At 68.7% G+C, this 25804-nt stretch carries 24 protein-coding genes; 16 read left to right on the top strand and 8 right to left on the bottom strand.

Annotated elements, in window-relative coordinates; translation table 11 throughout:
• Positions 1 to 101 precede the first annotated feature (101 nt).
• On the bottom strand, positions 102 to 710 hold the full coding sequence (locus EV675_RS22865) for a toxin-antitoxin system YwqK family antitoxin (RefSeq protein WP_130360086.1): 609 nt from the start codon (positions 708 to 710) through the stop codon (positions 102 to 104).
• A 79-nt stretch (positions 711 to 789) separates the two neighbouring features.
• Positions 790 to 1779 (bottom strand): ABC transporter substrate-binding protein, encoded by a 990-nt coding sequence (locus EV675_RS22860; RefSeq protein ID WP_130360084.1) that lies wholly within the window; start codon positions 1777 to 1779, stop codon positions 790 to 792.
• Between the two features lie 592 nt (positions 1780 to 2371).
• Here EV675_RS22860 and EV675_RS22855 point away from each other — a divergent pair.
• The 14 genes from EV675_RS22855 to EV675_RS22790 all read left to right on the top strand — a co-directional run bounded on the left by EV675_RS22855 (position 2372) and on the right by EV675_RS22790 (position 16753).
• On the top strand, positions 2372 to 3346 hold the full coding sequence (locus tag EV675_RS22855) for a hypothetical protein (RefSeq protein WP_130360082.1): 975 nt from the start codon (positions 2372 to 2374) through the stop codon (positions 3344 to 3346).
• A 119-nt stretch (positions 3347 to 3465) separates the two neighbouring features.
• Positions 3466 to 4677: an ABC transporter substrate-binding protein gene (locus EV675_RS22850; protein WP_130360080.1), complete on the top strand. Its 1212-nt coding sequence runs from the start codon at positions 3466 to 3468 to the stop codon at positions 4675 to 4677.
• A gap of 3 nt (positions 4678 to 4680) precedes the next feature.
• Positions 4681 to 6624: an ABC transporter permease gene (locus EV675_RS22845; RefSeq protein WP_130360078.1), complete on the top strand. Its 1944-nt coding sequence runs from the start codon at positions 4681 to 4683 to the stop codon at positions 6622 to 6624.
• Positions 6621 to 7376: an ABC transporter ATP-binding protein gene (locus tag EV675_RS22840; protein WP_130360076.1), complete on the top strand. Its 756-nt coding sequence runs from the start codon at positions 6621 to 6623 to the stop codon at positions 7374 to 7376. Before EV675_RS22845 ends, EV675_RS22840 begins: the two co-directional genes overlap by 4 nt.
• Positions 7373 to 8083, top strand: coding sequence for an ABC transporter ATP-binding protein (locus EV675_RS22835; RefSeq protein ID WP_130360074.1), 711 nt, complete (start codon positions 7373 to 7375; stop codon positions 8081 to 8083). The genes EV675_RS22840 and EV675_RS22835 overlap by 4 nt, the downstream gene beginning before the upstream one ends.
• Before the next feature lie 67 nt (positions 8084 to 8150).
• Entirely contained in the window at positions 8151 to 8918 is a 768-nt protein-coding gene (locus EV675_RS22830; protein ID WP_130360072.1) for an enoyl-CoA hydratase/isomerase family protein, read from the top strand.
• Positions 8911 to 10554, top strand: a complete 1644-nt coding sequence (locus EV675_RS22825) for an AMP-binding protein (RefSeq protein ID WP_130360070.1) — start codon at positions 8911 to 8913, stop codon at positions 10552 to 10554. The genes EV675_RS22830 and EV675_RS22825 overlap by 8 nt, the downstream gene beginning before the upstream one ends.
• Before the next feature lie 4 nt (positions 10555 to 10558).
• Positions 10559 to 11497 (top strand): hydroxymethylglutaryl-CoA lyase, encoded by a 939-nt coding sequence (locus EV675_RS22820; RefSeq protein WP_130360068.1) that lies wholly within the window; start codon positions 10559 to 10561, stop codon positions 11495 to 11497.
• Positions 11490 to 11954, top strand: a complete 465-nt coding sequence (locus EV675_RS22815; protein WP_130360066.1) for a PaaI family thioesterase — start codon at positions 11490 to 11492, stop codon at positions 11952 to 11954. Before EV675_RS22820 ends, EV675_RS22815 begins: the two co-directional genes overlap by 8 nt.
• Positions 11955 to 11989: 35 nt before the next feature.
• Complete coding sequence (locus EV675_RS22810) at positions 11990 to 12466, top strand: MarR family winged helix-turn-helix transcriptional regulator (protein ID WP_130360064.1); 477 nt, start codon at positions 11990 to 11992, stop codon at positions 12464 to 12466.
• Between the two features lie 183 nt (positions 12467 to 12649).
• Positions 12650 to 13381: an enoyl-CoA hydratase/isomerase family protein gene (locus tag EV675_RS22805; protein WP_130360062.1), complete on the top strand. Its 732-nt coding sequence runs from the start codon at positions 12650 to 12652 to the stop codon at positions 13379 to 13381.
• Positions 13378 to 14577, top strand: a complete 1200-nt coding sequence (locus EV675_RS22800) for a CaiB/BaiF CoA transferase family protein (RefSeq protein ID WP_130360060.1) — start codon at positions 13378 to 13380, stop codon at positions 14575 to 14577. Before EV675_RS22805 ends, EV675_RS22800 begins: the two co-directional genes overlap by 4 nt.
• Before the next feature lie 77 nt (positions 14578 to 14654).
• On the top strand, positions 14655 to 15620 hold the full coding sequence (locus tag EV675_RS22795) for a Bug family tripartite tricarboxylate transporter substrate binding protein (RefSeq protein ID WP_130360058.1): 966 nt from the start codon (positions 14655 to 14657) through the stop codon (positions 15618 to 15620).
• Between the two features lie 2 nt (positions 15621 to 15622).
• Positions 15623 to 16753: a mandelate racemase/muconate lactonizing enzyme family protein gene (locus EV675_RS22790; protein WP_165404711.1), complete on the top strand. Its 1131-nt coding sequence runs from the start codon at positions 15623 to 15625 to the stop codon at positions 16751 to 16753.
• A 1-nt stretch (position 16754) separates the two neighbouring features.
• On the opposite strand, the gene EV675_RS22785 is transcribed toward EV675_RS22790, so the two are convergent.
• The 4 genes from EV675_RS22785 to EV675_RS22770 all read right to left on the bottom strand — a co-directional run bounded on the left by EV675_RS22785 (position 16755) and on the right by EV675_RS22770 (position 19938).
• Positions 16755 to 17708, bottom strand: coding sequence for an NAD(P)H-dependent flavin oxidoreductase (locus EV675_RS22785; RefSeq protein ID WP_130360054.1), 954 nt, complete (start codon positions 17706 to 17708; stop codon positions 16755 to 16757).
• A gap of 37 nt (positions 17709 to 17745) precedes the next feature.
• Positions 17746 to 18477, bottom strand: a complete 732-nt coding sequence (locus tag EV675_RS22780) for an enoyl-CoA hydratase/isomerase family protein (RefSeq protein ID WP_130360052.1) — start codon at positions 18475 to 18477, stop codon at positions 17746 to 17748.
• A gap of 113 nt (positions 18478 to 18590) precedes the next feature.
• Positions 18591 to 19460, bottom strand: coding sequence for an alpha/beta hydrolase (locus EV675_RS22775; protein ID WP_130360050.1), 870 nt, complete (start codon positions 19458 to 19460; stop codon positions 18591 to 18593).
• 76 nt (positions 19461 to 19536) lie between these two features.
• Positions 19537 to 19938, bottom strand: coding sequence for a YchJ family protein (locus tag EV675_RS22770; RefSeq protein ID WP_130360048.1), 402 nt, complete (start codon positions 19936 to 19938; stop codon positions 19537 to 19539).
• A 17-nt stretch (positions 19939 to 19955) separates the two neighbouring features.
• Between EV675_RS22770 and yaaA the strand changes: the two genes are divergently transcribed.
• Positions 19956 to 20729 carry a peroxide stress protein YaaA gene (yaaA, locus tag EV675_RS22765; protein ID WP_130360046.1) on the top strand — a complete coding sequence of 258 codons (774 nt, stop codon included), beginning with the start codon at positions 19956 to 19958 and terminating at the stop codon, positions 20727 to 20729.
• Here yaaA and EV675_RS22760 read toward each other — a convergent pair.
• The gene (locus EV675_RS22760; protein ID WP_130360044.1) at positions 20672 to 22936 is read right to left on the bottom strand and encodes a heavy metal translocating P-type ATPase; all 2265 of its coding nucleotides are present in this window, start codon (positions 22934 to 22936) and stop codon (positions 20672 to 20674) included. The two genes, yaaA and EV675_RS22760, sit on opposite strands and share 58 nt — an antisense overlap.
• Before the next feature lie 111 nt (positions 22937 to 23047).
• Between EV675_RS22760 and cadR the strand changes: the two genes are divergently transcribed.
• Positions 23048 to 23500 carry a Cd(II)/Pb(II)-responsive transcriptional regulator gene (gene cadR / locus EV675_RS22755; protein WP_130360042.1) on the top strand — a complete coding sequence of 151 codons (453 nt, stop codon included), beginning with the start codon at positions 23048 to 23050 and terminating at the stop codon, positions 23498 to 23500.
• 15 nt (positions 23501 to 23515) lie between these two features.
• Here the strand turns inward: cadR and EV675_RS22750 are convergent, their stop codons facing one another.
• The gene (locus EV675_RS22750; protein WP_130360040.1) at positions 23516 to 25735 is read right to left on the bottom strand and encodes an FUSC family protein; all 2220 of its coding nucleotides are present in this window, start codon (positions 25733 to 25735) and stop codon (positions 23516 to 23518) included.
• Between the last annotated feature and the right edge of the window lie 69 nt (positions 25736 to 25804).

The raw sequence follows: 25804 nt of genomic DNA, 5'->3' as shown, positions 1-25804 counted from the left end.
CGGACGTCTGTGAAAGTAGGTCATTGTCAGGCTATCTACACCCAAAACCCCCGACCGGAAAACCGGCCGGGGGTTTTGTCTTTGGTGCTCCTGTTTTCTGATCAATCGCGCACGCGCGAACCGTCGGGAAGAAAGCGCTCGCTGCGAATGACGGCCCCGGATGCATCGTAGCCGCGTTCCGACAGCCGCTTGCCGCGGGCGTCATACGTCACTTCCCGCTTGAGCTTGCCTGACGCGTCATATTCCCGGTGGATGCCCACGGGACGGAACTGCCCCTGGAAGACGCCCGCCGACTGCAGCGTGCCCTGGTCGGAAAAGCGCTCCACGTATTTGCCCGGCAAGCCGCCCGGCTCCCGCTGCGATTGATCCACGCGGGTTTCCTTGACCTGGCCGTTCAGGTACCAGACCGTTCCCTTGACCTCGTTGCCGCCCACGAAGGTCTGATCGCGCAGGGGCTTGCCGTCTTCGCTCCATTCCCGTTCGATGGCTTCCGTGGTCGTCTTGCCGCCGCGAGTTCGCTGGCGCTCGATGGTTTCGTAGATCAACTGGCCGTTGCGGCCGTATTCCTTGGTGTGTTCGCCGCCTTCCACGGGCCGGACGACGGTCTGGCCGGCCAGCGAGGGATTGCGTTCGGCTTGAACGGTGGCGCCGAGGAGCGCGATGGCAAGCGCGGTCGCGCAGGTAGTCAGGTGCCGTGGTGACAACATCATGGACGAAGACCCTTTGAATGCGATCCCCAACCATACCTTCCAGGGCGGCCGCTTGTCGCGGCCACCCCGTAAAGCGGTGTTACCGCATGCCCAGGATGGAGGCGTCGTAGATCGCCGACAGCGGTGCCGACTCGGGGGTGATCAGTCCGTTCTCGATGTAGTGGTTGCGCATTTTCTCGATGGTCGCCAGCTTGATCTTGCCCGAGGGATTCAGCGACACGGTGGCGAACAGTCTTTCGGCCATGGCCTGGTCCACCTTGAAGAGCTTCATCAGGCGGTCGAGGTTCTCCTGGCGCGGCGCTTTGTCGATGTGCCGGACGGCTTCCAGGACGGTGGCGACAGCTTCCTTCACCAGCGCGGGCCGTTCGGCCAGCGTCCGCCGCTTGGCTACGATGACATAGGGATCCCAGTCCTTGCCGACGAAGTCGGAAATCTTGGCGACGCTGCGCAGGCGCTGCTCGCGGTCGATCAAAATGGCGGCGTGTTCGGTGGTGACCCAGATGTCGGCCTGGCCGTTGCGCAGCGCCTGGTAGTTCTGCGGCACGCCGCCGGTGGGGACCAGGGTGACGTCGTCCTGGCTGACGCCCAGCGATTTCAGGAACAGGTCGACGTACAGCCGGTCCGTGCCCGACAACTGCGTGACCGCGAAGCGCTTGCCCTTGAGCTGGCGGGCATCGACGGGCCGCTCGGCCATGGACCACAGGTGCCATTCGGCGCGCGTCCCGAGATCCGCGACGATGACGAAGTCCACGCCTTTGCTCAGATAGTTGATGGTGGCGCCCATGCCGTACAGCCGCACGTCGGAATGGTTTTCTTCCTCCGGGCTCCAGGTGCGCCGGTCGCCGCCGCCCAGAGGGGGCGGTACGACGGGCTTCAGGCCGTGCTTGCGCCACAGGTCGAGGTCCTGGGCGGTGGCGTTGATCAGGGCCGTGCCCGGCACGGTGTTGACGCCCATGGTGAAGGTGAATTCGACCGGCCCTGCCTGGGCGGCCCGTGCGGGCAGCCAGGCGGCGGCCGGAAGCAGGGCGGCGGTGGACAGCAGCCGGCGGCGGGTGGGCTGGAAGGTCATGCTTTCCGTCTCCTTTCTTTGTGTTTTGTATATAAAAATAGTTTTCGAATACTAAACTTTGACGAATGGAGGCGGCAAGTCAGGTCATTCCCTGCGTTGGTGGATTTTCATAATCTGGACCAAATGGTCCGGTATGCTGGCGGGATGTAAGCGAGAGGGGGAAGCCGGGGTGGGGGCGCTATCGCCCTGACGGAGGCATCGCGAAACTAGGGGATTTCCCTAGGTAGAAGGGTAGGGGATGACGCCGTACCAAATGTTGCAGTTTTGCCGGGAAATGCTGGCGAGTGCTTACAGGCGGGCGATGGGCGGCGTCAGTGGAAGATAAGAAAGTTGCGGATGTCGCAAGCAGGATATGAATCGGAGAGCGTCGTATTTTTTTACATATTGAATTGTGCGCGCAGTTATGCAATAACGCTGATACGGAACGTTAACGGCTGCGCCGCAAGAAACTTTAGCGTTTGTTTGTCGTTCTCCGTGCGCCTACGCATCACGCCGTTTTCCGTGTGCGGGCCTTGCTTCGATTCTGGTTGTGTTGTCCATGGCGTGCCAGCCGGCACGCTGGTACCCAATTTAGTCACTGAGCTGTCCCGCCATGCCCTACCTCACGGATTCTTCCAAGTTGTCCGGCTTCTGGAGCGCGCGTTCGCAAGGATTGCACCGGTTCTGGTGGGGGCTGCGCTACGCCCAGCCCATGACCCTGCTGGGTACCCATCTGGGCCGCAAGGACGAGTACCTGGCCTGGTTCAACACGGTCGAGACGCCCGTGCTGCGTCACCCGGCCAGCCGGTGGAGCTTCTGCCAGCGGCCACCGAGCATGGTGGGGTCGCAGGCTTTCCATTTCTTCGGCGTGGAAAGGGTGCTGTCCGACAACCGCGGCTGGCACTGGCGGCCCTGGGGCGAGAACTGGCTGCACAACCTCCATGCCTTCGACGATCTGGTGGCCGATGGCGCGGAAGGCCGTTTCGAATGGCACGAGAAGCTGGTCACCAACTGGATCGTGGCCAATACGCCCGGCAAGGGCGTGGGCTGGCGGCCCCACAGCTTGTCGCGGCGCATCGTGAACTGGGTCAAATGGGACCTGGACAAGCGCGGGCTGAACGAAGTGGGGCGGCGCAACCTGGTCGTGCAGGTGCGTTTCCTGCGTCAGCGGCTGGGAACGTCGATGACGGCAGCCTATCCCACGAAGGCGGGCAAGGCGCTGCTTTTCGCCGGCGCCTTCTTCGACGGCGCGGAAGCCGCGGCGTGGCGCAAGACGGGACTGTCCGTGCTGCGTACGGCGCTCAAGCCCAGCTACATGCGGGCCCGCCTGGGCGGGGGCGATGCCTACCGCATCGCCATCATCGAGGACCTGCTGGACGTGATCCAGCTCGACAAGGTCTATCCGGGCCTGCTTGGCCGGGACGAACTGGCGCGTTCGCAGGACCTGGTGCTGCCGCTGCTGGCGATGGACGCCGAGCGAAGCGCCGCGCCCGGCCTGGACGGGGCCGAGCCCGTATTCTTCGCCGAACCCAAGGTGCACGCGCTGCGGCAGTACGCGCAGCGGCTGGGCCTGAACGCCGCCGCCTGATTCTTCCGGCGGCTCCTTAGCCCCTTACAATAGGCGCTCCTCCGCAAAGGAGGGGTGCCGGCGTTCGCCCGCCCCGCATGCCGGGCATCTTCATCGTGGGGCCTAGTCCGAGTCTGTCCATGCTTCGCACATCGCTTGCTTCCGGTTTCCTCGGTCTGTCGATCCTGCTGGCCGCGCCCGCGCACGCCGCCGACCCGCTGCGCATCGGCGAGATCAACAGCTACAAGGCGCAGCCCGCCTTTCTAGAACCCTACCGCAAGGCCATGCTGCTGGCCCTGGAGGAAGTCAACGCCGCCGGCGGCGTGAACGGGCGTCCGCTGGAACTGCTGATCCGGGACGACAATGGCGTGCCGGGCGACGCCGTGCGCGCGGCCGAGGAACTGGTCTCGCGCGAACGCGTGGCGATGCTGGCCGGCGGCTTTCTGTCCAACGTCGGCCTGGCGCTGGGCGACTACGCCCGGCAGCGCAAGGTGCCGTTCCTGGCCAGCGAGCCGCTGACCGACAAGATCACCTGGGCCAACGGCAACCGCTATACCTTCCGCCTGCGGCCGTCGACCTGGATGCAGGTGTCGATGCTGGTGCCCGAGGCGGCCAGGCTGGGCAAGAAGCGCTGGGCCATCGTCTATCCGAACTACGAGTACGGGCAGTCGGCGGTGCAGACCTTCAAGACGCTGCTCCAGGCGGCGCAGCCCGGCGTCGAGTTCGTGACCGAGCAGGCCACGCCGCTGGGCAAGCTCGATGCGGGGCCCGTGGTGCAGGCGCTCGAGGCCAGCAAGCCGGATGCGATCTTCAACGTGCTGTTCGCCACGGACCTGACCAAGTTCGTGCGCGAAGGCGCCACGCGCGGCCTGTTCAAGGGCCGCGAAGTGGTCAGCCTGCTGTCGGGCGAGCCCGAATACCTGGAGCCGCTGAAGGACGAGGCGCCCGAGGGCTGGATCGTGACGGGCTATCCCTGGTATGCGATCAAGACGCCCGAGCACCAGCGCTTCCTGGATGCCTATCGGAAGAAGTACGGCGAGCCGCCGCGCCAGGGCTCGGTCGTGGGCTACGTGACCATCCATGCCGCGGCCGAGGCGCTGCGGCGCGCGGGCAGCGCCGATCCCGAGAAGATCGTGGAGGCGTTCCGCAACATGCCGCTGTCCTCGCCCTGGGGCCCCATCGTGTTTCGCGCGCAGGACAATCAATCGACGCTGGGCGCTTTCGTCGGGCGCACCGCGCTGCAGGGCAGCGGGGCGCAGCGCACGGGAGTCATGGTGGACTTCCGCTATGCCGACGGCGCCCGGTACCAGCCCACCGATGCCGAGGTGGCGAAGCTGCGGCCGGCGCGCTGAGCGGTGCTGGCGCAACTGCTGAACGGGCTGGCCAGCGCCAGCAGCCTGTTCCTGCTGTCGCTGGGGTTGACGCTGATCTTCGGCGTGTCGCGCGTGGTCAATTTCGCGCACGGCTCGCTCGCCATGCTGGGGCTGTACCTGGGCGTCACATTGGCCCAGGCGCTGATTCCGCTGTGGGGCGCCCTGGGGTTCTGGGGCGCGGTGGCGGGCGCGGCGCTGGCGGTGGCCGCGGTGGGCGCGCTGATCGAGCGCGGCGTGCTGCGCCGGCTGTACGGCAGTCCCGAACTGTTCCAACTGGTCGCGACCTTCGCGCTGGTGCTGATCATCCGCGATGCGACGCTGGCTGCCTGGGGCGCGGACGACAGGCTCGGGCCCAAGGCGCCGGGGCTGACGGGCGTGCTGGCGCCCGGTACGCTGAACCTGCCGTCGTACGACTTCGTGCTGATGGCCATCGGCCTGCTGGTGCTGGCCGGCGTGCAATGGATCATGACGTCCACCCGCTGGGGCCTGCAATTGCGCGCCGCCACCGAGGACCGCGAGATGGCGCTGGCCGTGGGCGTGGACGAGCGGCGGCTGTTCACGCAGGTGTTCGCGCTGGGGGCCGGCCTGGCGGGGCTGGCCGGAGCGTTGCAGATGCCGCGCGAGCCGGCATCGCTGGCCTACGACCTCCAGGTCGTGGCCGAGGCCTTCGTGGTGACGGTGGTGGGCGGCATGGGCAGCGTGATCGGCGCTTTCGTGGCGGCGATGATGATAGGCGTGGTCAAGGCGGCCTGCGTGGCGCTGGGAACGGTGTCGATAGGCGGCCTGGAACTGGTGCTGCCCAAGCTGACGCTGGTGATCGAATTCCTGCTGATGGCCATCGTGCTGGCCTTGCGCCCCTGGGGCCTGTTCGGGCGGCCCGTGGCGCCGCCGCGCGCGGCACGCGCCGAGCTCAATCCGCTGCCGCCGCCCACGCGCCGCGGCGGCCTGCTGCTGGCGGCGGGCGTGGCGGCGCTGGCGCTGCTGCCCTGGCTGGCCGGCGACATGGCCTATGTGCTGGTCCTGGCCGTGGATGTCCTGATCGCCGGTCTTTTCGCCGCCAGCCTGTATGTCCTGATGGGGCCGGGCGGCGTCCATTCGTTCGGCCATGCGGCCTTCCTGGGGCTGGGCGCCTACGGCGGGGCGCTGGCCGCGCCGATGGTGGCGGCCGTGCTGCCGGGGCTGGCCGGCACGGGCCCTGGCGGCATCGCCGGCATCCTGCTGTGCCTGGCGGCAGGCATGCTGCTGGCGCTGGCCGGCGCGGCGGTGTTCGGTTTCGTCGTGCTGCGGGCGGCGGGGGTCTACGCGGCCATGCTGACCCTGGCCTTCGCCCAGATCACCTGGTCCATCGCTTTCCAGTGGGATGCCGTGACAGGAGGCAGCAACGGCCTGTTCGGTTTCTGGCCGCAGGGGTGGCTGGCCACGCGCGAAGGGTATTACTGGTTCGTCCTGGGCGTGGCCTGCGCCGGGGGCCTGCTGCTGCGGCACCTGATGCATGCGCCTTTCGGGTTGACGCTGCGCATGGTGCGCGACGCGCCGCTGCGCGCCGAGAGCCTGGGCCTGCCCGTGTTCGCGGTGCGCTGGACGGCCTTCATGCTGGCGGGGGCGCTGGCGGGCGCCGCCGGCGTCCTGACGGTGTTCGCCAAGGGCTCGGTGGCGCCCGATCTGCTGGCCATTCCCCGCTCGGTCGACGCGCTCGTCATGGTCCTGCTGGGCGGCCTGCAGTCGCTGGCCGGCCCCTGGCTGGGCGCCCTGGCCTATACGGTGGGGCAGGATTTCCTGGCGCGCGCCACCGAATACTGGCGCGCCGCCATCGGCCTGGCCATGTTGGCGGTGATCCTGCTCGCGCCCGGCGGGCTGACCGGCATCCGGCGGCTGAGCGGCCTGGCTTTCCCGGGACGGTCCGATGGCGGGAGGGCGCGGCGATGAAGCTGGTCGTGACGGGCTTGTCCAAGTCGTTCGGCGCCGTGCGGGCGGTGGAGGACGTCGGATTCACGCTGGAAGGCGGCCAGATGCTGGCCTTGATCGGTCCCAACGGCGCGGGCAAGAGCACCTGCTTCCAGTGCATCAACGGCCAGCTCCAGCCCGATGCCGGCCGCATCGCATTCGACGGGCGCGACGTGACTCGCCTGAGCGTGGCCGCGCGGGCCCGGCTGGGCCTGGGGCGGACATTCCAGATCGCCCAGGTGGCGGCGTCGCTGAGCGTGGGCCAGCACGTCGCGCTGGCGCTGGCCGCCCGCGATCCCGGCGTCTGGCATGGCGTACGCGGCCGCGGGGCGGGCGCGGATCCGGCCGAGCTGCACGCCTGGCTGGAGCGTTTCGACCTGGGGGCGCTGGCCGGCAGGCTGTGCGGGGAACTGCCTTATCCCGAACTCAAGCGCGTGGAGCTGGCCAGCGCGCTGGCCCTGAAGCCCCGCGTGTTGCTGATGGACGAGCCCACCGCGGGCATGACGCGGGCCGACCGGCGCGGCCTGATGGCCATCGTGAAGCAGGAGGCCGCCGGTGGCCTGGCGGTGTTGTTCACCGAACACAGCATGGACGTGGTGTTCGGCTTCGCCGACAAGGTCCTGGTCCTGGTGCGCGGCCGCGTGATCGCCGAAGGGGCGCCCAGGCGGATCGCCGAGGATCCGGCGGTGCGGGCGGCCTACCTGGGCATGGCCGCAGTGGGAGCGCCGGCATGACGGCGCTGTTGCAGACGCGCGCGCTGTGCGCCTTCCATGGCCGGGCGCAGGCCTTGTTCGACGTGGACCTGGACGTCGGGGCGGGAGAGATCGTCGCCCTGGTCGGACGCAACGGGGCCGGCAAGAGCACGCTGATGCGCGCGCTGGCGGGTCTGGTCGAGACCTCGGGCGAGGTGTTGCTGGATGGCCGGTCCATGGCCGGCTGGCGTGCCGACAGGCGGGTGCATGCGGGCCTGGCCTGGGTGCCGGAGGACCGGCGCGTGTTCACCCAGCTCACGGCGCGGCAGAACCTGGAGGTGGCCATGGGCCGGCCGCGTCCCGGCGCCGAACCCTGGACCGTGGAGCGGGTCTGCCGCCTGTTTCCGGAACTCGAACCGCTGGCGCACCGGCCGGGCGGCGCGTTGAGCGGGGGGGAACAACAGATGCTGGCGATCGGCCGGGCGCTGATGACCCAGCCTCGGGTGATCCTGCTGGACGAGCCTTCCGAGGGCGTGGCCCCCATCGTGGTGCAGCGGCTGGTGGAGGCGATACGCGTCCTGCGCGGGCAGGGGCTGGCGATCCTGCTGTCCGAGCAGAACGAGGCCCTGGCCGCGCCGCTGGCGGACCGCAGCCTGTACATGGACGACGGCATGCTGGGGCGGACGCCGCCCGGAGCGCCGGGGCAGGCGGATTGCCGCATGCCCGGGCCGGATGTCTCGCCCATATAGTTGTTATCGTCAACAAAGTAGTGTATAAAAACAACTATCGTAGGCCACCAGACATCCAGGGGTTCGCATGAGCAGTGCATATTCCACCATCCGCGTCGAGGTCGAGGACCACGTCGCCACGTTGACACTGAACCGGCCCGAAAGCCGCAACGCGCTCAATACGGCCATGTGCGGCGAGCTGATCGCCGCGGCCGAGGCGCTGGCCGCCGACGAGACCGTGCACGTGGTCGTGATCCGCGGAGAAGGGCCGGTGTTCTGCGCCGGCGCCGACCTGAAGGAGCGGAAGGACATGTCCACCGCCGAGCTGACCGCGCGCCGCGTCAAGGGCTTCACCGCCTATGCCGCCCTCGAGCGCCTGCCGCAGGCGGTCATCGCCGTGGTGCACGGCGCGGCCTTCGGGTCGGGCTGCGAGATCGCCGGCGCCAGCGACTTCATCCTGGCCTCCACCGAAGCGAAGTTCCGCTACCCGGAGGTCGGTTGGGGCACCATAGGCGCAACCCAGCGGCTGCCGCGCATGGTGGGCGTGCGCATGGCCAAGGAACTGCTGTTCACCGGCCGAACCGTGGAGGCGCAGGAAGCCAAGGCCATCGGGCTGGTGAACCACGTATACGAGCCCGCCGAGCTGGAAGCGCGCGCCTTCGAGATGGCCCGCCACATCGCCGCCGCCGCGCCGCTGACGGTCCGGCTGACCAAGCGCTGTGTGGACCAGGGCGTGGAGACCACGCGCGAGGGCGCGATGGCCGTGGAACTGCTGGCCATCGAAGAGAACCTGCGCCACAGCGACTGGAAGCGGGCGATCTCGGGCTTCGGTGCGGGAGCGCAGAAAAATGCTTGACCGTCCCACCACGCTTTATCGCACCCTGGAGCACACCGCCCGCGAGTACGGCTCGCGCGAGGCCTTCGTCTGCCAGGCCGACCGCCTGACCTGGGACGAGGTGCTGGCCGGCACCCGCCGCATCGCCGCCGCGCTGCACGCCAGCGGCGTGCGCAAGGGCGACCATGTCGGGATCATGCTGGGCAACGGCGCCACCTGGCTGCAGACTTTCTTCGCCTGCGCGACCCTGGGCGCGGTGACCGTGCCGGTCAACACCCGCTTCAAGACCGACGAACTGCAGTTCTGCCTGAAGCAGGCGGACGTGAAGCTGCTGGTGTTCGCCGACGCCTTCCTGGGCATCGATTTCGTGCAGTTGCTGACCGCGGTCGAGCCGGCGCTGAACACCGGCCTGCCCGGCCAGGCGCTGCCCGAACTGCGCCGTGCCGTCATGGTGGGCGACGGCCCCTGCCCGGAGGGCGCCGAGCGCTACGCGGATTTCCTGGCCCGCGGCCAGGAGGTGGCGCCCGATACCATCGAGGCGGTGGCGGCTGGCATCACCCCCGACGATCTGCTGCTGATGCAGTTCACCTCGGGCACCACGTCGTTCCCCAAGGGCGTGATGCTGACCCACGCCAACATGCTGACCAACGCCTGGGCCGCCGGCCAGCGCATAGGCGTGCGCCACGACGACCGCTACTTCAGCATCCGGCCGTTCTTCCACGTCTCGGGCACGACGTTGTCCGTGCTGGTCAGCCTGGTGGCGGGCTGCTGCCTGCTGACGCTGCCCAAGTTCGACGTGGCCGAGACGCTGCGCGTGATGGACGAGGAGAAGTGCACCCTGACCTCGGGCAACGACACCATCTTCCTGATGATGATGGGCCATCCCGACTTCGATCCCAAGAAGCTGCACCTGCGCGGCGGCTGGGCGGCGGCCGGACCCGAGGTCATGCAGCAGATCCGCGACGTGATGGGCGTGGACCACGTCTGCAATGCCTATGGACAGTCCGAAGCTTCGCCCAACGTGATCATGTCGTCGCGGGACGATCCCTTCGAGCTGCGCGCCCACGGCTGGGGGCTGCCGCATCCGGGCACCGAGGTGCGCATCGTCGACCAGGACAGCGGCGAGGTCCTTCCCCCCGGCGGCCAGGGCGAGATCCAGGTGCGGGGCTGGCACGTGATGCGCGGCTACTACAAGATGCCCGAGGCGACCGCCAAGGCGCTGACGCCGGAAGGCTGGCTGCGCACGGGCGACCTGGGGGAGATGTCGCCCGATGGCCGGCTGCGCATGGTCGGCCGGCTCAAGGACATGTACCGGGTGGGCGGCGAGAACGTTGCGCCGGCCGAGGTCGAGGAGACCTTGCACGCGCATCCCGCGGTGCAGATGGCCCAGGTGATCGGCGTGCCCGACGCCCGCCTGGGCGAGGTGACGGCGGCCTTCGTGCTGCTCAAGGAAGGCAAGCAGGCCGGGCGCCAGGAACTGATCGACTGGTGCAAGGCGCGCTGCGCGAACTTCAAGGTGCCGCGCTACCTGGAGATCGTGGATACGTTCGACAATATCGGCATGACGGGCAGTTCCAAGGTCCAGAAGAACAAGCTCAAGGCCCATGCCATCGAGCTGTTCGGGCTGGGCAACGTCCATGGCGCGAAGGGAGGCTAGACCGATGAGCGACGTCACGCTTTGCGAATGCTTTGCCCGCGATGGGCTGCAGCACGAGGAAACCTTCATCCCCACCGCCACCAAGGTGGCGTTGATCGACCGCTTCGCCGGCATCGGTTTCCAGCGTGTCGAGGCGACCTCGTATTCGAATCCCAAGGTCGTGCCCCAGTTCGGCGATGCCAGCGAGCTGCTGCGCGCACTGCCACGCCGCGACGGAGTCTGGTACAAGGCGACCTGCGCCAACGTGCGTGCCGTCGAACGCGCGGTGGCCGACCTGGACGCCGGCTTCGGCGCCAACGAGATCAGCCTGCTGGTGTCGGCCAGCGAATCGCATTCGATGAAGAACCTGCGGCGCAGCCGTGCCGACCAGTGGCAGAACGTGGCCGACATGGTGGCGGCATCGCAGGGGCGTTTCCGCATGATCGGCACGGTATCGGTCGCCTGGGGCTGTCCGTTCGAGGGCAAGGTATCGGCCGACAGCGTGCTGGAGGACGTCCGGCGCTTTGCCCAACTGGGCGTCATGCACGTGGCGCTGGGCGATACGACGGGCATGGCCTCGCCGCAGACCGTCAGGCAACTGATGTCGGCGGTGCACGCCGAGCTGCCGGAGGTGGCGACCGTTGCGCACTTCCACGATACGCGCGGCACCGGCCTGGTCAACTACGTGGCCGCGCTGGAGGCGGGTTGCCGCTATTTCGACTGCGCCTTCGGCGGCGTGGGCGGGCATCCGGCCAAGGTCAAGTACGGCGGCGGGCATACCGGCAACGTTTCGACCGAGGACCTGGTGAACCTGTTCGAATCCATGGGGGTGTCCACCGGCATCGACCTGGCGGGGCTGATGGAGACCGCGGCCATGTGCGAGGAAGCCCTGGGCCGCACGCTGCACAGCCGCGTCGCCCAGAGCGGGCTCAATCCCCTGCTGGGGGTGGCCGCGCATGGATAGTCCCGAGTCCTGCGCGGTGCTCGAGCCCCAGGCTGTCATCCCCACCGGCCCGCTGGCGGGTTCGGCCCTTGCGCCGTTCGCCGCCTGGCTGGGCATTGCCGTGCACGAGGCCGACCTGGGGCGCTCGCGGCTCGTCATGACCGCCAGCGCGCGGCTGGCGAACCGGCGCGGGGTCATCCACGGCGGGGCCATCGCCACGTTGATGGATTCGAGCATGGCCATCGCCACCCGCACGATCGAATCCGGCCTGGAGACCTCCGGCACGGTGGACCTGAACATCCATTTCATCGCGCCGGGCCGGGGCGACCTGACGGCCCGCGCCGAGGTCAGGCATGCGGGCGGATCCATCGCCTTCTGTCAGTGCGAAGTGCGGGACGAGGCGGGCACGCTGGTCGCCACGGCCATGAGCAGCTTCAAGCTGAGGCGGCCCAGGCCGTCCCCGGCCGGGCCCGAGTGAGGTAAATTCCTGCGTTCACCTATCGAGAAAGACGTATGACAAGACCTGTTCCCGCGAATCTCAAGGAATTGTTTTCCTACCGCCTGAACCGCCTGGCCTTCGTCTCCAGCCGCATCGCCGCACGGGTGAACGAGAGCCAGTACGAACTGGGCTCGCGCGATTGGCGCATCGTCGGGTTGCTGGGCGCCTTCGCTCCGCTGTCGCTCAATGCGCTGGCGCACGAGGCCAACATCGACAAGAGCCAGGCCAGCCGCAGCGTGGCCGAGCTGATCGAGCGCGGCCTGGTCAAGCGGGGCGCCGACGAATCGGACGGCCGGGGCGTGCGGCTCGACCTGACCCCGCAGGGCCGCGCGCTATACCGCAAGGTGTTCCCCAAGGCCATCGATCGCAACGAGAAGATGCTGTCCGTGCTGACCGACGAAGAGCGGGAAGTGCTGGAGCGCGCGATCGACAAGCTGACCGAGCATACGATCGGGTTGCTGGAAGAACTAAAGCCCCCCCGTACGCGCTGACGCGCGCCCCCCAGGGGGCGGGCGGCGGGGGACCGGCGGAGCCGGATCCCCCGTGCCCTGGTCTGGGGCGATTTTCTCAGGGGGGGGGCAACGGGGCTGTGGGGGAGTTTTCCGTCCATATAGTTGAATTTATCAATTAAATAGTATATAAAATCAACTATATTGGAAACCACGAGCATGAGCATGTCCGAACTCCTGATTGAGAACCAAGGGGCCGTCCGCATCCTGACGATGAACCGGCCGGAGAAGCACAACGCGTTGAATACGGCGCTGACGCAGGCGCTGGTGGATGCGCTGTGGCAGGCCGAGCACGATGCCGAGGTCCATGCCGTCGTGCTGACGGGGGCGGGCAAGTCGTTCTGTGCGGGTGCCGACACGTCGGAGTTCAGCGCGCTGGTGCCCGAGGATCCCCAGGCCGTCAACGCGCGCGCCGACCTGACCACCGGGCTGCATCTGGCCTTCTCGCGCATGTCCAAGCCCGTCGTGGCCGCCGTGCGGGGCAATGCGCTGGGTGGGGGCGCCGGGCTGGCCATCGCCTGCGATCTGGCCGTCATGGCCGAGAACGTCCGTTTCGGCTATCCCGAACTCAAGCACGGCATCGTGGCCGCCGTGGTCATGTCCAATCTGGTCCGCCAACTGGGCCGCAAGCATGCCTTCGAACTGCTGGCCATGGGCGAGCCCGTCAACGGCGCGCGTGCGCTGGCGCTGGGCCTGGCCAACCGGGTCGAACCCGACGACCGGGTGCTGGAGGCCGCGCTGGAAGTCGCCGCCAAGCTGGCGAGCTGGAGCCCCATCGCGATGGGCACGACCAAGCGGCTGTTCCACCGCGTGGCCGAGTTGACGCTGGAGGAAGGACTGGCCGCCGGACGCGACACCAACGTCATCATGCGGGGCTTCCGCAAGGCGGCGAAATGACGCGTCCGCTGGAAAACGTCACCATCCTGGACCTGTCGCGGGTCCTGGCGTGCCCCTTCGCCACGATGATCCTGGCCGAGCTGGGCGCCACGGTGATCAAGGTCGAGCAGCCCGGCACCGGCGACGAGACGCGCGGTTTCGAACCCAGGGTCGAAGGCGAGGGCGGTTCCGAATCGGCCTATTACATGGCTTTCAACCGCAGCAAGCAGTCCATTACCGTCAACCTGCGCAGCGCCGAAGGGCAGGATCTCATCCGCAAGCTCAGCGCCCAGGCCGACGTCGTGCTGGAGAACTTCCCGGTCGGCACGCTGCAGCGCTACGGGCTGGACTACGCCCGGCTGTCGCAGGACAACCCCGCGCTGGTCTACGTGTCGTGCACGGGCTTCGGCATGACCGGTCCGTACGCGCCCCGCAAGGGCTACGACACGGTGTTCCAGGCCATGGGCGGCATCATGAGCCTGACGGGCGAGCGGGGCGGCGGTCCGGTCAAGCCCGGACTGCCGGTGGCCGACCTGACCTCGGGCCTGTGGGTCGCGATCGCCATCCTGTCGTCCCTGATGGGGCGGCAGGCCACGGGCAAGGGCTGCCACGTGGATTTTTCCATGCTGGATGGCCAGGTCGGCCTGCTGTCGCTGGCCGCGGCGCGTTTCTTCGCGCTGGGCGAAGTGCCGCCCCGGCTGGGCACCGAGCATCCGGGCCGCGTGCCGTCGGCGGCGTTCCGCTGCCGCGACGACAAGTGGGTGCAGGTCACGGGCAGCGACCAGCACTGGAAGCCGTTGTGCGACCTGCTCGGCCTGCACGAGTGGGCGGAGGATCCGACCCTGGTGCGCAACATCGACCGGGTCAACCGGCGCGAGGAAGTGATGGCCGGCCTGTCGGCGGCCGTCGCGCGCCTGGACCGCGACGAGTTCTGCCGGCTGTGCGACGAGGCCAAGGTGCCGGCCGGACCCATCCTGAGCGTGGACGAGGTGCTGAGCAACGAGCACGTGCTGGCGCGCGGCATGGTGCGCGAGTTCGCGCATCCCCAGCTCGGTTCGTTCAAGGCGCTGCCGGTGCCGTTCAAGTTCGACGGTTTCGACGACCCCAGCCTGGGGCGGCCGCCGCTGCTGGGCGAGCACACCGACCAGGTGCTGGGGGACAGGCTGGGCCTGGGCAAGGAGGACATCCAGGCGCTGCGCGAAAGAAAGGTCATCTAAGGCCGTGCCGGCGACAGCCGGATCCCGCTTCCTTCGGCGCTACGAAGCCGCGGGAAGATAAATACCAGGAGACTCACATGAAGCTGTTCAAGCAATCGTTGTCGGCGGCGGCGCTTGTGCTGGCCGCCTCGGGGGCGCAGGCCCAGTCCTATCCGGCCAAGCCCATCGTGCTGGTCAACCCCTATGCCGCGGGCGGCCCGGCCGATCTCGTGGCGCGCAGCCTGGCCAAGGAGCTGGGCACCGAACTGGGGCAGCAGGTGGTGGTCGAGAACAAGGCGGGCGGGGGCGCGACCATAGGCGCGGCCTACGTGGCGCGGGCGGAGGCCGATGGCTATACGCTGCTGTTCGGCACCGCGGCGGCCCATATCGTCACGCCGCTGATCCAGCCCACGCCCTACGATGGCATCAAGGATTTCACCTTCATCGCGCTGGCGGCCAACCAGCCCAACCTGCTGGTGGTGAACCCCTCGGTCAAGGCCAATACCGCGAAGGAACTGATCGAGCTCGCGCGCAGCAATCCCGGCAAGCTGAACTACGGTTCGTCCGGCACCGGCACCTCGCCCCATCTGGGTGGCGAGCTGATCAAGCAGCAGGCCAGGATCGAGATGGCGCACATCCCCTACGGCGGTGCCGCGCCCGCGATCACCGACCTGGTGGCCGGGCGCCTGCAGGTGGGCGTGATGAACCTGTCGGGCGAACTGCCCTTCGTGAAGGCCGGCAAGCTGCGTGCCCTGGCCTACGCGTCCAAGACCCGCTCGCCGCTGTTGCCCGACGTGCCCACGTTCGCCGAGGCGGGCCTGGGTGGCGCGGAGTCCGCCTCGTGGTACACGGTGGCGGCGCCCAAGGGTACGCCCGTGGCGGTGGTGAACAAGCTCAACGCCGCGCTGAACGCGGTTGCCAGGAAGGCGGAATATCGCAAGCTGATGGAGGCCCAGGGTACCGAGCTGGCCACGCTTTCGCCCGAGGAGACCACGCGTTTCGTCGTGGACGACGCCCAGCGCACCAAGGATCTCATCAAGTCGGCCAACCTCAAGCTCGAATGACCATGACCGCCATCACCCCGCGCATCCCGGCTTCGGCCGGGGCGGCGTCCACGATAGACCGCGTGGACATCATCGCCTGCTCGCAGCGCCAGGACGATCCCAGCTGGCGTTTCGCGCGCGGCATCATCACCCACGTGGACGGCTGGATCGTGGTGCTGACCGCGCGCAATGGCCAGGTGGGATATGGGCATGTGCTGGGCACGCCCATCTTCAAGCCAGACACCGCCCGCATCGAACCGGTCCTGGAGACGCTGCGGCGCGAGGCGCTGGGCCGGGACGCGTTCGCGCTCGAAGCCCTGCATCGCCGGCTGGAGGCCGTGGCAGGAGCGGAGGTCTGCGCGCTGTCGGGCTTCGTCTGCGCGGTCTACGACCTGCAGGCCCGGATGCTGGGCGTTCCCCTGCACGTGCTGCTGGGCGGCAAGGTGCGCGATACCGTCGAGGCCTCGCGCATCGTCTCGATCAAGTCCCCCGGTGACATGGCCGAACAGGCCGCCAGGCTGGCGCGGCAGGGCTATCGTTATCTGAAGCTGAAGCTGAGCGGCGAGTCCGAGCTCGACGTCGCCCGCGTGCGCACCGTGCGCGAGCGGCTGGGCGAGGCCGTCACGCTGACCGTGGATGCCAACCAGGCCTACCAGGCCGACGAGGCGATCCGTGTGTGCGAGGCACTGCGGCCGATGGGCGTGGAGATGATGGAGCAGCCGGTGCCGGCGGCGGACATCGAAGGATTGTGCCGTGTGCACGCCGCGGGCGCGCTGCCCATCGAAGCGGACGAGGCCATCGCCGGGCTGCCAGGGCTGGTGCGCCTGATCGGCATGGGCGCCGCCGACTCCTACAACCTCAAGGTGCACTACCTGGGCGGGATACGCAACACGCTGATCGCGGTCCGCCTGTGCGAGGCGGCTGGCGTGGGCTACCGGTTCGGCGCGATCTTCGGGCCGCGCCTGTTGGCGGCCCAGGGCGTGCACGTGGCCAGCGTCGCCGGCAGCATCCATGCCGGCGCCGAGCTGGCCGAGTTCGACCACCTGCTGGACGACCCGTTCGTCGGCCTGGAGGTCGAGTCGGGCGAGCTGGCGGTACCCGAGGGCCTGGGGTCGGGCGTGGACTACCGGCCCGCCGGCGTCGGACAGGCCTGATTCAGCGTATGCAGGAGGCGGCGCCGGCCAGGGCCGCTTCCGCTTCGCGCGCCAGCCGCTCGACCAGTTCGCCGGCAGGCTCCAGCTTGTCGATCAGGCCGGCGCTCTGGCCGGCTTCCACCTTGCCCAGTGCCACGTCGCCGTCCTTGGCGGCTTGCCGCAGCGAACTGCGGGCGAAGAGGGCATCCAGTTCCGCATCGTCGGCACCGCGGTTGGCGGCCGCCTCGTACTCGGCCGAGAACGCATTCTTGACCATGCGGATGGGCGAGCGGCCACGGCCGACGATGGCGGTGTCGCCGATGCCCGCGTTCAGCACCAGATCCTTGTAGGCGGCGTGCAGGCCCGATTCGGGGGTCAGCAGGAAGCGCGTGCCCAGTTGCGCGCCGCTCGCGCCCAGCGCCAGCATCGCCGCGATGCCCGCGCCGTCGGCGATGCCGCCGGCACCGATCACCGGCACCGTCACCGCGTTGACCGTCGCCCGCACCAGTACCAGCGTGCCGACCTCGTCCGGGCCGGGATGGCCGCCGGCTTCGCCGCCCACCGCGATCACGGCGTCCACCCCGGCGTCCTCGGCCTTGCGCGCGTGCAGCGGATTGGCCGTGACCTGTATCCACGTCACGCCGGCGTCCTTGAAGCGGCCGATGTGGGCCTTGGGGCCGCCCTGCGAGGCGATGATCACCGGCACTTCGGTCTCCAGCACGATGTCCAGGAATTCCGCCGCGCGCTTGTTGTACAGCGGCACGTTGACGGCGAAGGGCTGGCGCGTGCCGGCGCGCACGCGGGCGATGGCGGCGCGCAGGTCGTCGGGATACATGGGGCCGGCGGCGATCACGCCCAGGCCGCCGGCCTCGGATACGGCCAGGGCCAGTTCCGCGTTGGACGAGGCCCAGCTCATCCCTCCCTGGACGATGGGGTGGCGGATGCCAAGAAGGGAGGTCAGTCGGGTAGCAAGCATGATGGAGGGGGGCAGTGTTGGGGATTCGTGGGAATGCTCAGCCGGCCGAGGCGCGGATCTGGTCGTTGACGTCGCGCGCGGCGCGCACCGCGTCTTCCAGCGACAGCTCGTAGGCCTGCTGGAACGCGCGCTTGGAGGCCGCGAGGCCGGCCGGCGCGAATTGCGCCAGGCGCTCGGCCAGCGCCAGCGCGGCGGGCAGCAGTTCCGCCTCGGGCACGACGCGGTTGATCATGCCCAGCGCGTAGGCGCGTTCGGCGTCGATGGGGTCGCCGGTGGCCACCAGTTCGAAGGCGGCCTTGGGGCCGACCTGCCGGATCAGGTTGGGAATCAGCATGCCGGCCGAGATGCCGTGCTTGACCTCGGGATAGCCGAAACGGGCGGCGGGCGCGGCCAGGACCAGGTCGCTGCCCAGCGCCAGGCCGGCGCCCGCGCCGATGGCGGGGCCGTTGACGGCGGCGATGACGGGCGTGCCCAGTCGCGCCACGATGGTATTGATGTCGATCAGCAGATCGCTGCGCCGGCTGGCCAGCTCCGGCTGCTCGCGCGCCAGGCGGCGGGCTTCCTCCAGGTCGGCGCCGGCGCAGAAACAGCTACCCCGGGCGGCGATGACCACGCATCGCGTGTCGGGATCGGCATCGGCGCCATTCAGGGCATCGACCAGGCCTTGCAGCATCGCCAGGCCGAGCGCGTTGCGCTTGGGATGGCGGTTCAGCGTCAGCAGCAGGACATGGCCGTGTCGCTCGGCCAGCAGTTCGTTTTCCTCGACCACGGTGGCGTTTCCTTGAAATATAGTTGAGAAAGTAAACTATGTAGTTAATTTCGTCAACTTTATGGCCGGACGCCATCCATGGCTGCGGCGGGGCGGCAGACCGCCCCGGAGGGCTACAGGCCCAGCAGCTCGCAGGCGGCCGCGAACAATTCCTGCCCCGGGTCGGCCAGCCGGTCGCAGATGTCCAGATGGTGGCAGTCGGGCACCTCCAGCGTGCGCTTGACGTTGCGGGGCCAGCAGGCGGCGATCAGCCTGCTCTGGCGGCGGAACTCGTCCGTTTCCGACGCCCCGACCGCGGCGATCAGCGGCACGCGGCGGTCAGGCTCGATGTAGGCGGGCGACAGTGCACCCACGCGCGCCGGCGTCAGTTCGAGGTTGGCCAGGAACGGTGCCTTGCCGACTGGTTCGAGGTCGTACAGGCCGCTTAACGCCAGCCCGCCGCTGACCAGGTCGGGCGGCAGGTCGGCGGACCATTCCCGCCAGCGCGCGGCCAGCATCATCGCGGTCAACTGGCCGCCGGCGGAGTGTCCGCTGGTCACGATGCGGTGGGCATCGAAACCCAGTTCGGCGGCGTGGCGGTGCAGCCAGGCGTGGGCGCGCAGCATTTGCCGCACGATTTCCTCAAGAGGCGTGGCGGGCGCCAGTCCGTAGTCCACGATGGCCACGGCGGCGCCGCGCGCCACGTAGGCGGGCGCGATCCAGGAAAAGTCGGACTTGTTCAGCGCGCGCCAGTAACCGCCGTGGATGAATACCAGCAGCGGGGCGCCCGGCCTGCGGGGCGGGAAATAGTCCAGGGTCTCGGCCGGCGCTTCGCCGTAGGGCAGTCCCAGCTGCGCGGCTTGCGTGCGGCGGGCCAGCACGCCGTCGGCGGCCCAGCGGGCGGTATAGGTGGGATGGTCGGGAATGCGGGCGAGGTTGTTGTATTCGCGTTCGCAGAATTCGGACGTGAAGGCCGGATGGTCGTGCAGGGGATGAACGGGCATGGCGTGTAAGTCGGGTCGGGGCCGCGTGGGCCGGAAGCGGCGCGCTGGGGCGCCGCCCGCCAGTTTAACCACTCCGTCAGGGGAAGGTCCCGTCCAGGTAGTACCAGCGCCCGTCCTCGCGGACGAAGCGGCTGATCTCGTGCATCCGCTGGGCACGCCCCGCCAGCCTGCTGCGGGCCACGAATTCCACCGTGGCATGGTCGGCGTCGGACTGCGCCGAAACCCGCAGCTCCAGGCCCAGCCATTTCAGGCCGGGCGGATCGGGTTCCAGGGCGGCCGGCCGGGTGGAGGGATGCCAGGTCGCCAGCACATAGTCGTGTCTGCCCAGCACGTAGGCGCTATAGCGCGACCGCATCAGCGCCGGGGCGTCGGGCGCCTGCAAGTGGCCGGGTCCCTGGTGCCAGCGGCCGCAGCATTGCGCATAGGGGCGCGGCAGCCCGCAGGGGCACAATTGGTCTACATTAACGCCTGACTTCATTTGCTCCGGTATCCGCCATGCTGTTTCTTCTTTCCCCCGCCAAGAAACTGGATTACGACACGCCCGCGCACGTCGAGACGTCCACCCAGCCCTTGTTCGTGGATCGCGCCAGGAAGCTCATCTCGGTGCTGAAAACCAAGTCCGCGGACGACGTCGCGGGCCTCATGAGCCTGAGCCCGGCGCTGGCCGAACTGAACGTGGCCCGCTACGCCAAGTGGACGCCGAAGTTTACGGCGGAAAACGCCAAGCAGGCGGTACTGGCCTTCAACGGCGACGTCTACGAGGGACTGGATGCCGGCAGCCTGACGGCCCGCCAACTGGATTGGGCGCAGGAGCACGTGGTCATCCTGAGCGGCCTGTACGGCGCGCTGCGGCCGCTGGATCTGATGCAGCCGTACCGGCTCGAGATGGGGACGCGGCTGGCGACCCCCAAGGGCAAGAACCTGTACGAATACTGGGGCAGCGAACTGTCCGACTATCTGAACCAGCGCCAGGAGGCCGACCGGCATCCGGTCGTGGTGAACCTGGCTTCCGAGGAATACTTCAAGGCCGTCGACCGCAAGGCGCTGAAGGCCCGCGTGATCCAGTGCGTGTTCGAGGACTGGAAGGGCGGGGCCTACAAGGTGATCAGCTTCCACGCCAAGCGCGCGCGGGGCCTGATGGCCCGCCACGCCATCGAGAAGCGCATCGCCAAGCCCGAGGGCCTGCAGGGCTTCGATGCCGAAGGCTACGGCTACGACGCCTCGGCATCCAGCCCCGACCGGCTGGTGTTCCGCCGCAAGGCGGCCTGATCCGGACGCGGCTGGCGCAGCAGCCGCAGCCCGTTGAACACCACCAGCAGGCTGGCGCCGGCGTCGGCGAACACCGCCATCCACAGGGTGGCCTCGCCGGTGAAGGTCAGCACGAAGAAGACCAGCTTGATGGCCAGCGCGAACACGATGTTCTGCCACAGCACCCGCGAGGTCCGGTGCGACAGGCGGATGAACTCGGGCAGCTTGCGCAGGTCGTCCTGCATCAGGGCGACGTCGGCCGTCTCGATGGCGGTATCCGTGCCCGCCGCGCCCATCGCGAAGCCGATGTCGGCACGGGCCAGCGCGGGGGCGTCGTTGACGCCGTCTCCCACCATGCCCACCGGTGCCATCTGGCCCATCGCCTCCACGGCGGCCAGCTTGTCATCGGGCAGCAGGTTGCCGCGCGCATCCTCGATGCCCAGTTCCGCGGCCACCGCGCGCACCGTGGCGGCGTTGTCGCCGGACAGGATCACCGGTTCCACGCCCAGCCGGCGCAGGTCGGCCACGGCAGTCCGGCTGGAATCCCGGATCGTGTCGGCCACCGCCAGGATGGCCACGGCCACCTTGTCCTCGCACAGGATGACGGCCGTCTTGCCCTGGCGCTCCAACGCTTCCAGTCCGCTTTCCAGCGCGCCATCCGCCGCGCCCAGTTCGCGCGCCAGGCGCAGGCTGCCCAGCGCGTAGGTCCTGCCTTCGATCCGGCCCGTGACGCCGCGTCCGGCCAGCGAGGCGAAGTCCGCGACCGGCAGCGCGGCGCCGCCGTGGGCCGAGACGATGGCGTGCGCCACCGGGTGGGACGACAGCGCGTCCAGGCTGGCGGCCAGTTGCAGCGCGCGGTCGCGCGGCAGGGGCGAGGCGCCCAGCGGCACCACGTCGGTCAGGGCCGGCTTGCCGTGGGTGAGCGTGCCCGTCTTGTCCAGCGCGAGGCGGCGCAGGCGGCGGCCTTGCTCCAGGTACAGTCCGCCCTTGATCAGGATGCCGCGCCGCGCGGCGGAGGCCAGGCCGCTGACGATGGTGACCGGCGTCGATATGACCAGCGCGCACGGGCAGGCGATGACGAGCAGGACCAGCGCGCGGTAGACCGAGTCGAACCACGACATGCCCAGGACCAGCGGTCCGGCCAGCGCGACGATGATCGCCACCGCGAACACGGCGGGCGTGTAGACCTGGGCGAAGCGGTCGATGAAGCGCTGCGTGGGCGCGCGCTTGCCCTGGGCGTCCTGCACCGTCTGCGCGATGCGGTCCAGCATGGTGTGTCCCGCGGTCGCCGTGACGCGGTATTCGAGCACGCCCTGCTGGTTGACGGTGCCGGCATACAGCGCATCGCCTTCCTGCTTGCCCACCGGCATGCTTTCCCCGGTGATGGGGGCCTGGTCCACGCTGGACGAACCGCCCACGACGATGCCGTCCAGCACGATGCGCTCGCCCGGCCGCACGCGCACCACGGCATCCACGCCGATCAGCCGCGCGGGCATCTCCCGCCACGAGCCGTCGCCCTGGCGGACCAGGCCTTGCTCGGGCGCCAGCGCGGTCAGGCTGCGTATGGCGTTGCGGGCGCGGGTCAGGCTCAGCGCCTCGATCATCTCGGCCACGCCGAACAGCCAGATCACCATGGCGGCTTCGGGCCACTGGCCGATCAGCGCCGCGCCGATCACCGCCACGGTCATCAGCAGGTTGATGTTCAGGGTGAAATGGCGCAGCGCCAGCCATCCCTTGCGCAGCGTGCCCAGGCCGCCCAGCAGGATGGCCGCCAGCGCCAGCACGGCCACGGGCAGCGAGGTATCGGCGCCGGTGGCGTAGGCCAGCACTTCCGAGCCGATCGCGAAGGCGCCGGCCAGGCCCATGCGGACCCATGGCTGTCGCGGCGCGGCCTCGGCCGGCTGGTCGGCGGGCGGGGCGGATGTGTCGATCGGCACCGGCGACATGTTCAGGCCGGCGATGGCCGCCATGATGGGCTGCGGGTCGTCCAGCACGTGGCCGACTTTCAGCGTGCGGCCGATCAGGTCGAACGACAGCGTGCGCACGCCCTCCAGGGACTCGAGCGCCTTGCGCAGCAGCCGTTCCTCGGTCGGGCAGTCCATCTGTTCGATCTTGAACAGGGACGTGCGCAGCCCTTCGTCCGCGGCCGGCGAGGCGTCGCGGGGGCGGGTGGTGTCAGGCGCGGCCTCGGGGCCGCCGCAGTGGCAGTGTTGGCAGGAATCGGACATCCGTCTGCTCCATAAGCGTCATGAATCCATTGGAAACCCTGTAGCCGGTATAGAGTCAAGCGGGAACATTGGCGTATCCTAGGACAAGGACACAGCCCCGCGGGGAACACCATGAAGATAGGCGAACTGTCCACGCGCACCGGCACGCCGGTCGAAACGATTCGTTACTACGAGCGCGAGGGCCTGCTGCCGCCGCCGGCCCGTACCGCCGCCAATTACCGTATCTATGGCGAGCCGCACGTCGAGCGGCTGCTGCTGGTGCGCAACTGCCGCGCGCTGGACATGACGCTGGACGAGATCCGGCGGCTGCTGCGGTTCTGCGACGATCCGGCGGACAACTGCGGCGAGATCAACGCCTTGCTGGACGAACACATCGGCCACGTCGCCACCCGCATCGCCGAACTGAAGACCCTGGAAAAAACGCTGAAGGCCTTGCGCAGCCAATGTTCCGAGGAACGGGCGGCACGCGATTGCGGCATCCTGCAGGGGCTGGCGGCGGGGCCGGAGCCGGCGCGCCGCGATGCCGAGCACAAGCACGGGCTGCTGGGGCCGACCCACGGCTAGGCCAACCCCGCCCGGTCAGTGCACCTGCGGGACCGTGGCGCGTATCAGCAGCGCGGTCTTGACCATCTGCTTGACCTGATAGGCCAGTTGCTGCAAGACCAGCACGCGCTCGGCGTCGGCCGGCACCGTGCCTGCCTGGGCCGCCGCCACGGCGCCGTCCATGTCCCGGATCAGTTGCTTGAGCCGCTCGTCCTCGTCCGGCGGGACCGGCTTGCCGGCGTTGGCGTCGCGCAGCAGGCGGTCCACCGCTTCCACCGTCTCGGTCATCGGCGGCGGCAGCGCGGGCAGGGCGGCGATCAGCGGCGCCGCCGCGCCCACCTGCGCGGCCATGTCGTGCAACTGGATGACCAGACCGTTCAACTGCGCCGGCGAACGCTGCTTGGACTTGGGTTCCAGCATCATCCGGTAGAACGAATTGGTGAAGTTGCCGAAGGCGATGTGCACGTTCTTGCGCGCCAGGCGGTAGTCGACGTTCTCCTGGTGCACCTCGACGTTGTCGACCGAGGTGCCGACCAGCCCCAGGCTGGCCGTCAGGTAGTGGCGGTTGGCCTCGATCGCGCGCCGCAGCAGCGGCCGGAGCATCCGGTATTCCCAATAGGGGAAGACGTAGCTGCAGGCCAGCGCGATGGCCGAGCCGACCAGCGTGTCGATGGCCCGTTCGCCCACCACCATGAGCGAGCCCGGCGCCAGGAAGTGGAAGCTCAGCAGCACGAAGGCGGTGTTGAAGGCCGAACTGCCGACGTAGTAAAGCAGCACCAGGCTGTTGGCCATGACCACCGCCACGAACATCGCCGCCAGCAGCACGAACTTGTTGTGCACGAAGAACAGCAGGGCCAGGACCAGGGCGCAGCCTATCAGCGTGCCGGCCAGGCGCTGCAGGTTGCGCTGCTTGGACAGGGCGAAGCCCGGCTTCATGATGACGAGTATGGTCAGCACCACCCAGTAGCCGTGGATGGCATGGTGCGGCATCAGCCACTCGCTGGAGATGGTCATGCCTATCGCCGCCGCCAGCGTGACCCGCAGCGCGTGCCGCAGATAAGGCGAACTCAGCCTGAGGTTGCTGCTCAGGCGGCCCAGCTTGAAGTCCTGGCGGGACAGGAAGCGCTGCAGCGAGGCATCGACCTGCAGCGAACTGGGTTCGTCCAGGTGGGCGACGCCGGTATGGCGGTGCAGCCTGTCGACGATGTAGGCGGCGTTGCGGGCGCGGCGGAAGGTCGAGATCAACGCGGCGTAGGCTTCCGGTTCGACCTCGGGGAAGCCGCGCTGCTTGAGCAGTTCGATCTCGTATTCGATGGCGCGGACCTCGGCCTTGACGGTGAACTTGCTCTTGCTGGGCATGCCCTGCGTCACGGCCAGTCCCACGGCCTCGGTGTCCTGCGAGAGTTTGTGCAGCAGGTCGCGGAAGAAGACCAGCAGGTCGGAGTCCTTGAACACCCGGCGCAGCAGCAGGTAGTCGGTGTGGACCGCGACCATGGTCTCGTGCAGGTCGACGATGTCGATGAACAGGTTGAACAGCATGGTCCGGTACTGGTCGCGCTTGCGGTCGGACCGGCGCGGCAGCTCGCGCAGCACCACGTCGCGCGCGGCTTCCTGCTGTTCGGCCACGGCCGCCTGGCGGGCGATCAGTTGCCGGTAGTTGTCCTCGATGTCGATGTCCGGATCGTAGAAGCGGGCCTTGGCTTCCAGGTATTCGGCCGAGGCGAAGATGCAGACGGCGATCGCCTGCTGCGCCTGCCGGTACCAGAGCAGGCGGTTGACCGCCAGGCTGAACGCGGTGTACCACAGGCCGCCGACCAGGACCGCGGCGGTGTGCAGGGCGGCGGTGCGCGCGTCCAGGACGTCGTGCATGGTCAACGTCATCAGCAGCAGGCAGCCGAAGCCGATCAGCCCGCCCTTGCGGCCGTACACCGCCAGCAGCGAGAACCCGAAGCATTGCACGATGACGGCCACCCACAGCACCAGCGGATACGGCGAGGCGAGCGCGGTGATGGCGGCCGCCAGCGTGCCCAGCAGGGCGCAGCCCAGCATCTCGTTGCGCCGGTGCCGGAAGGGGCCGGGCTGGTCGACGATGGCCACGCACATGGCGCCGAACGTGGCCGCCAGTCCCAGGGCCGCATGATGGAACAGCCCCAGCAGCACCAGCGCCGGCATGAGCACGCCCAGCGCCTGGCGGATACCCATGTAGAAGTACTGGCTGTAGATGAATTTCTTGATGTTCTTGGTGGAGTAATCCATCGAAGCGGATTCCGGGCGGTGTCCTGCGAGTCTATTGGAAAACCCGGCGGCCGGGGGAGGTCCCCGGCG

The organism is Pigmentiphaga kullae, assembly GCF_004216695.1.
GTDB classification, from domain to species: domain Bacteria; phylum Pseudomonadota; class Gammaproteobacteria; order Burkholderiales; family Burkholderiaceae_B; genus Pigmentiphaga; species Pigmentiphaga kullae.
The sequence above is the reverse complement of the archived record's forward strand: the minus strand, read 5'-3'. Positions and strand labels throughout refer to the sequence as shown.

What these genes read in the sequence shown, in the direction of transcription:
- EV675_RS22865 (WP_130360086.1), bottom strand. Translation starts at nt 710, where the DNA reads ATGATGTTGTCACCACGGCACCTGACTACCTGCGCGACCGCGCTTGCC.
- EV675_RS22860 (WP_130360084.1), bottom strand. Translation starts at nt 1,779, where the DNA reads ATGACCTTCCAGCCCACCCGCCGCCGGCTGCTGTCCACCGCCGCCCTG.
- EV675_RS22855 (WP_130360082.1), top strand. Translation starts at nt 2,372, where the DNA reads ATGCCCTACCTCACGGATTCTTCCAAGTTGTCCGGCTTCTGGAGCGCG.
- EV675_RS22850 (WP_130360080.1), top strand. Translation starts at nt 3,466, where the DNA reads ATGCTTCGCACATCGCTTGCTTCCGGTTTCCTCGGTCTGTCGATCCTG.
- EV675_RS22840 (WP_130360076.1), top strand. Translation starts at nt 6,621, where the DNA reads ATGAAGCTGGTCGTGACGGGCTTGTCCAAGTCGTTCGGCGCCGTGCGG.
- EV675_RS22835 (WP_130360074.1), top strand. Translation starts at nt 7,373, where the DNA reads ATGACGGCGCTGTTGCAGACGCGCGCGCTGTGCGCCTTCCATGGCCGG.
- EV675_RS22830 (WP_130360072.1), top strand. Translation starts at nt 8,151, where the DNA reads ATGAGCAGTGCATATTCCACCATCCGCGTCGAGGTCGAGGACCACGTC.
- EV675_RS22825 (WP_130360070.1), top strand. Translation starts at nt 8,911, where the DNA reads ATGCTTGACCGTCCCACCACGCTTTATCGCACCCTGGAGCACACCGCC.
- EV675_RS22820 (WP_130360068.1), top strand. Translation starts at nt 10,559, where the DNA reads ATGAGCGACGTCACGCTTTGCGAATGCTTTGCCCGCGATGGGCTGCAG.
- EV675_RS22815 (WP_130360066.1), top strand. Translation starts at nt 11,490, where the DNA reads ATGGATAGTCCCGAGTCCTGCGCGGTGCTCGAGCCCCAGGCTGTCATC.
- EV675_RS22810 (WP_130360064.1), top strand. Translation starts at nt 11,990, where the DNA reads ATGACAAGACCTGTTCCCGCGAATCTCAAGGAATTGTTTTCCTACCGC.
- EV675_RS22805 (WP_130360062.1), top strand. Translation starts at nt 12,650, where the DNA reads ATGTCCGAACTCCTGATTGAGAACCAAGGGGCCGTCCGCATCCTGACG.
- EV675_RS22800 (WP_130360060.1), top strand. Translation starts at nt 13,378, where the DNA reads ATGACGCGTCCGCTGGAAAACGTCACCATCCTGGACCTGTCGCGGGTC.
- EV675_RS22795 (WP_130360058.1), top strand. Translation starts at nt 14,655, where the DNA reads ATGAAGCTGTTCAAGCAATCGTTGTCGGCGGCGGCGCTTGTGCTGGCC.
- EV675_RS22790 (WP_165404711.1), top strand. Translation starts at nt 15,623, where the DNA reads ATGACCGCCATCACCCCGCGCATCCCGGCTTCGGCCGGGGCGGCGTCC.
- EV675_RS22785 (WP_130360054.1), bottom strand. Translation starts at nt 17,708, where the DNA reads ATGCTTGCTACCCGACTGACCTCCCTTCTTGGCATCCGCCACCCCATC.
- EV675_RS22775 (WP_130360050.1), bottom strand. Translation starts at nt 19,460, where the DNA reads ATGCCCGTTCATCCCCTGCACGACCATCCGGCCTTCACGTCCGAATTC.
- EV675_RS22770 (WP_130360048.1), bottom strand. Translation starts at nt 19,938, where the DNA reads ATGAAGTCAGGCGTTAATGTAGACCAATTGTGCCCCTGCGGGCTGCCG.
- yaaA (WP_130360046.1), top strand. Translation starts at nt 19,956, where the DNA reads ATGCTGTTTCTTCTTTCCCCCGCCAAGAAACTGGATTACGACACGCCC.
- EV675_RS22760 (WP_130360044.1), bottom strand. Translation starts at nt 22,936, where the DNA reads ATGTCCGATTCCTGCCAACACTGCCACTGCGGCGGCCCCGAGGCCGCG.
- cadR (WP_130360042.1), top strand. Translation starts at nt 23,048, where the DNA reads ATGAAGATAGGCGAACTGTCCACGCGCACCGGCACGCCGGTCGAAACG.
- EV675_RS22750 (WP_130360040.1), bottom strand. Translation starts at nt 25,735, where the DNA reads ATGGATTACTCCACCAAGAACATCAAGAAATTCATCTACAGCCAGTAC.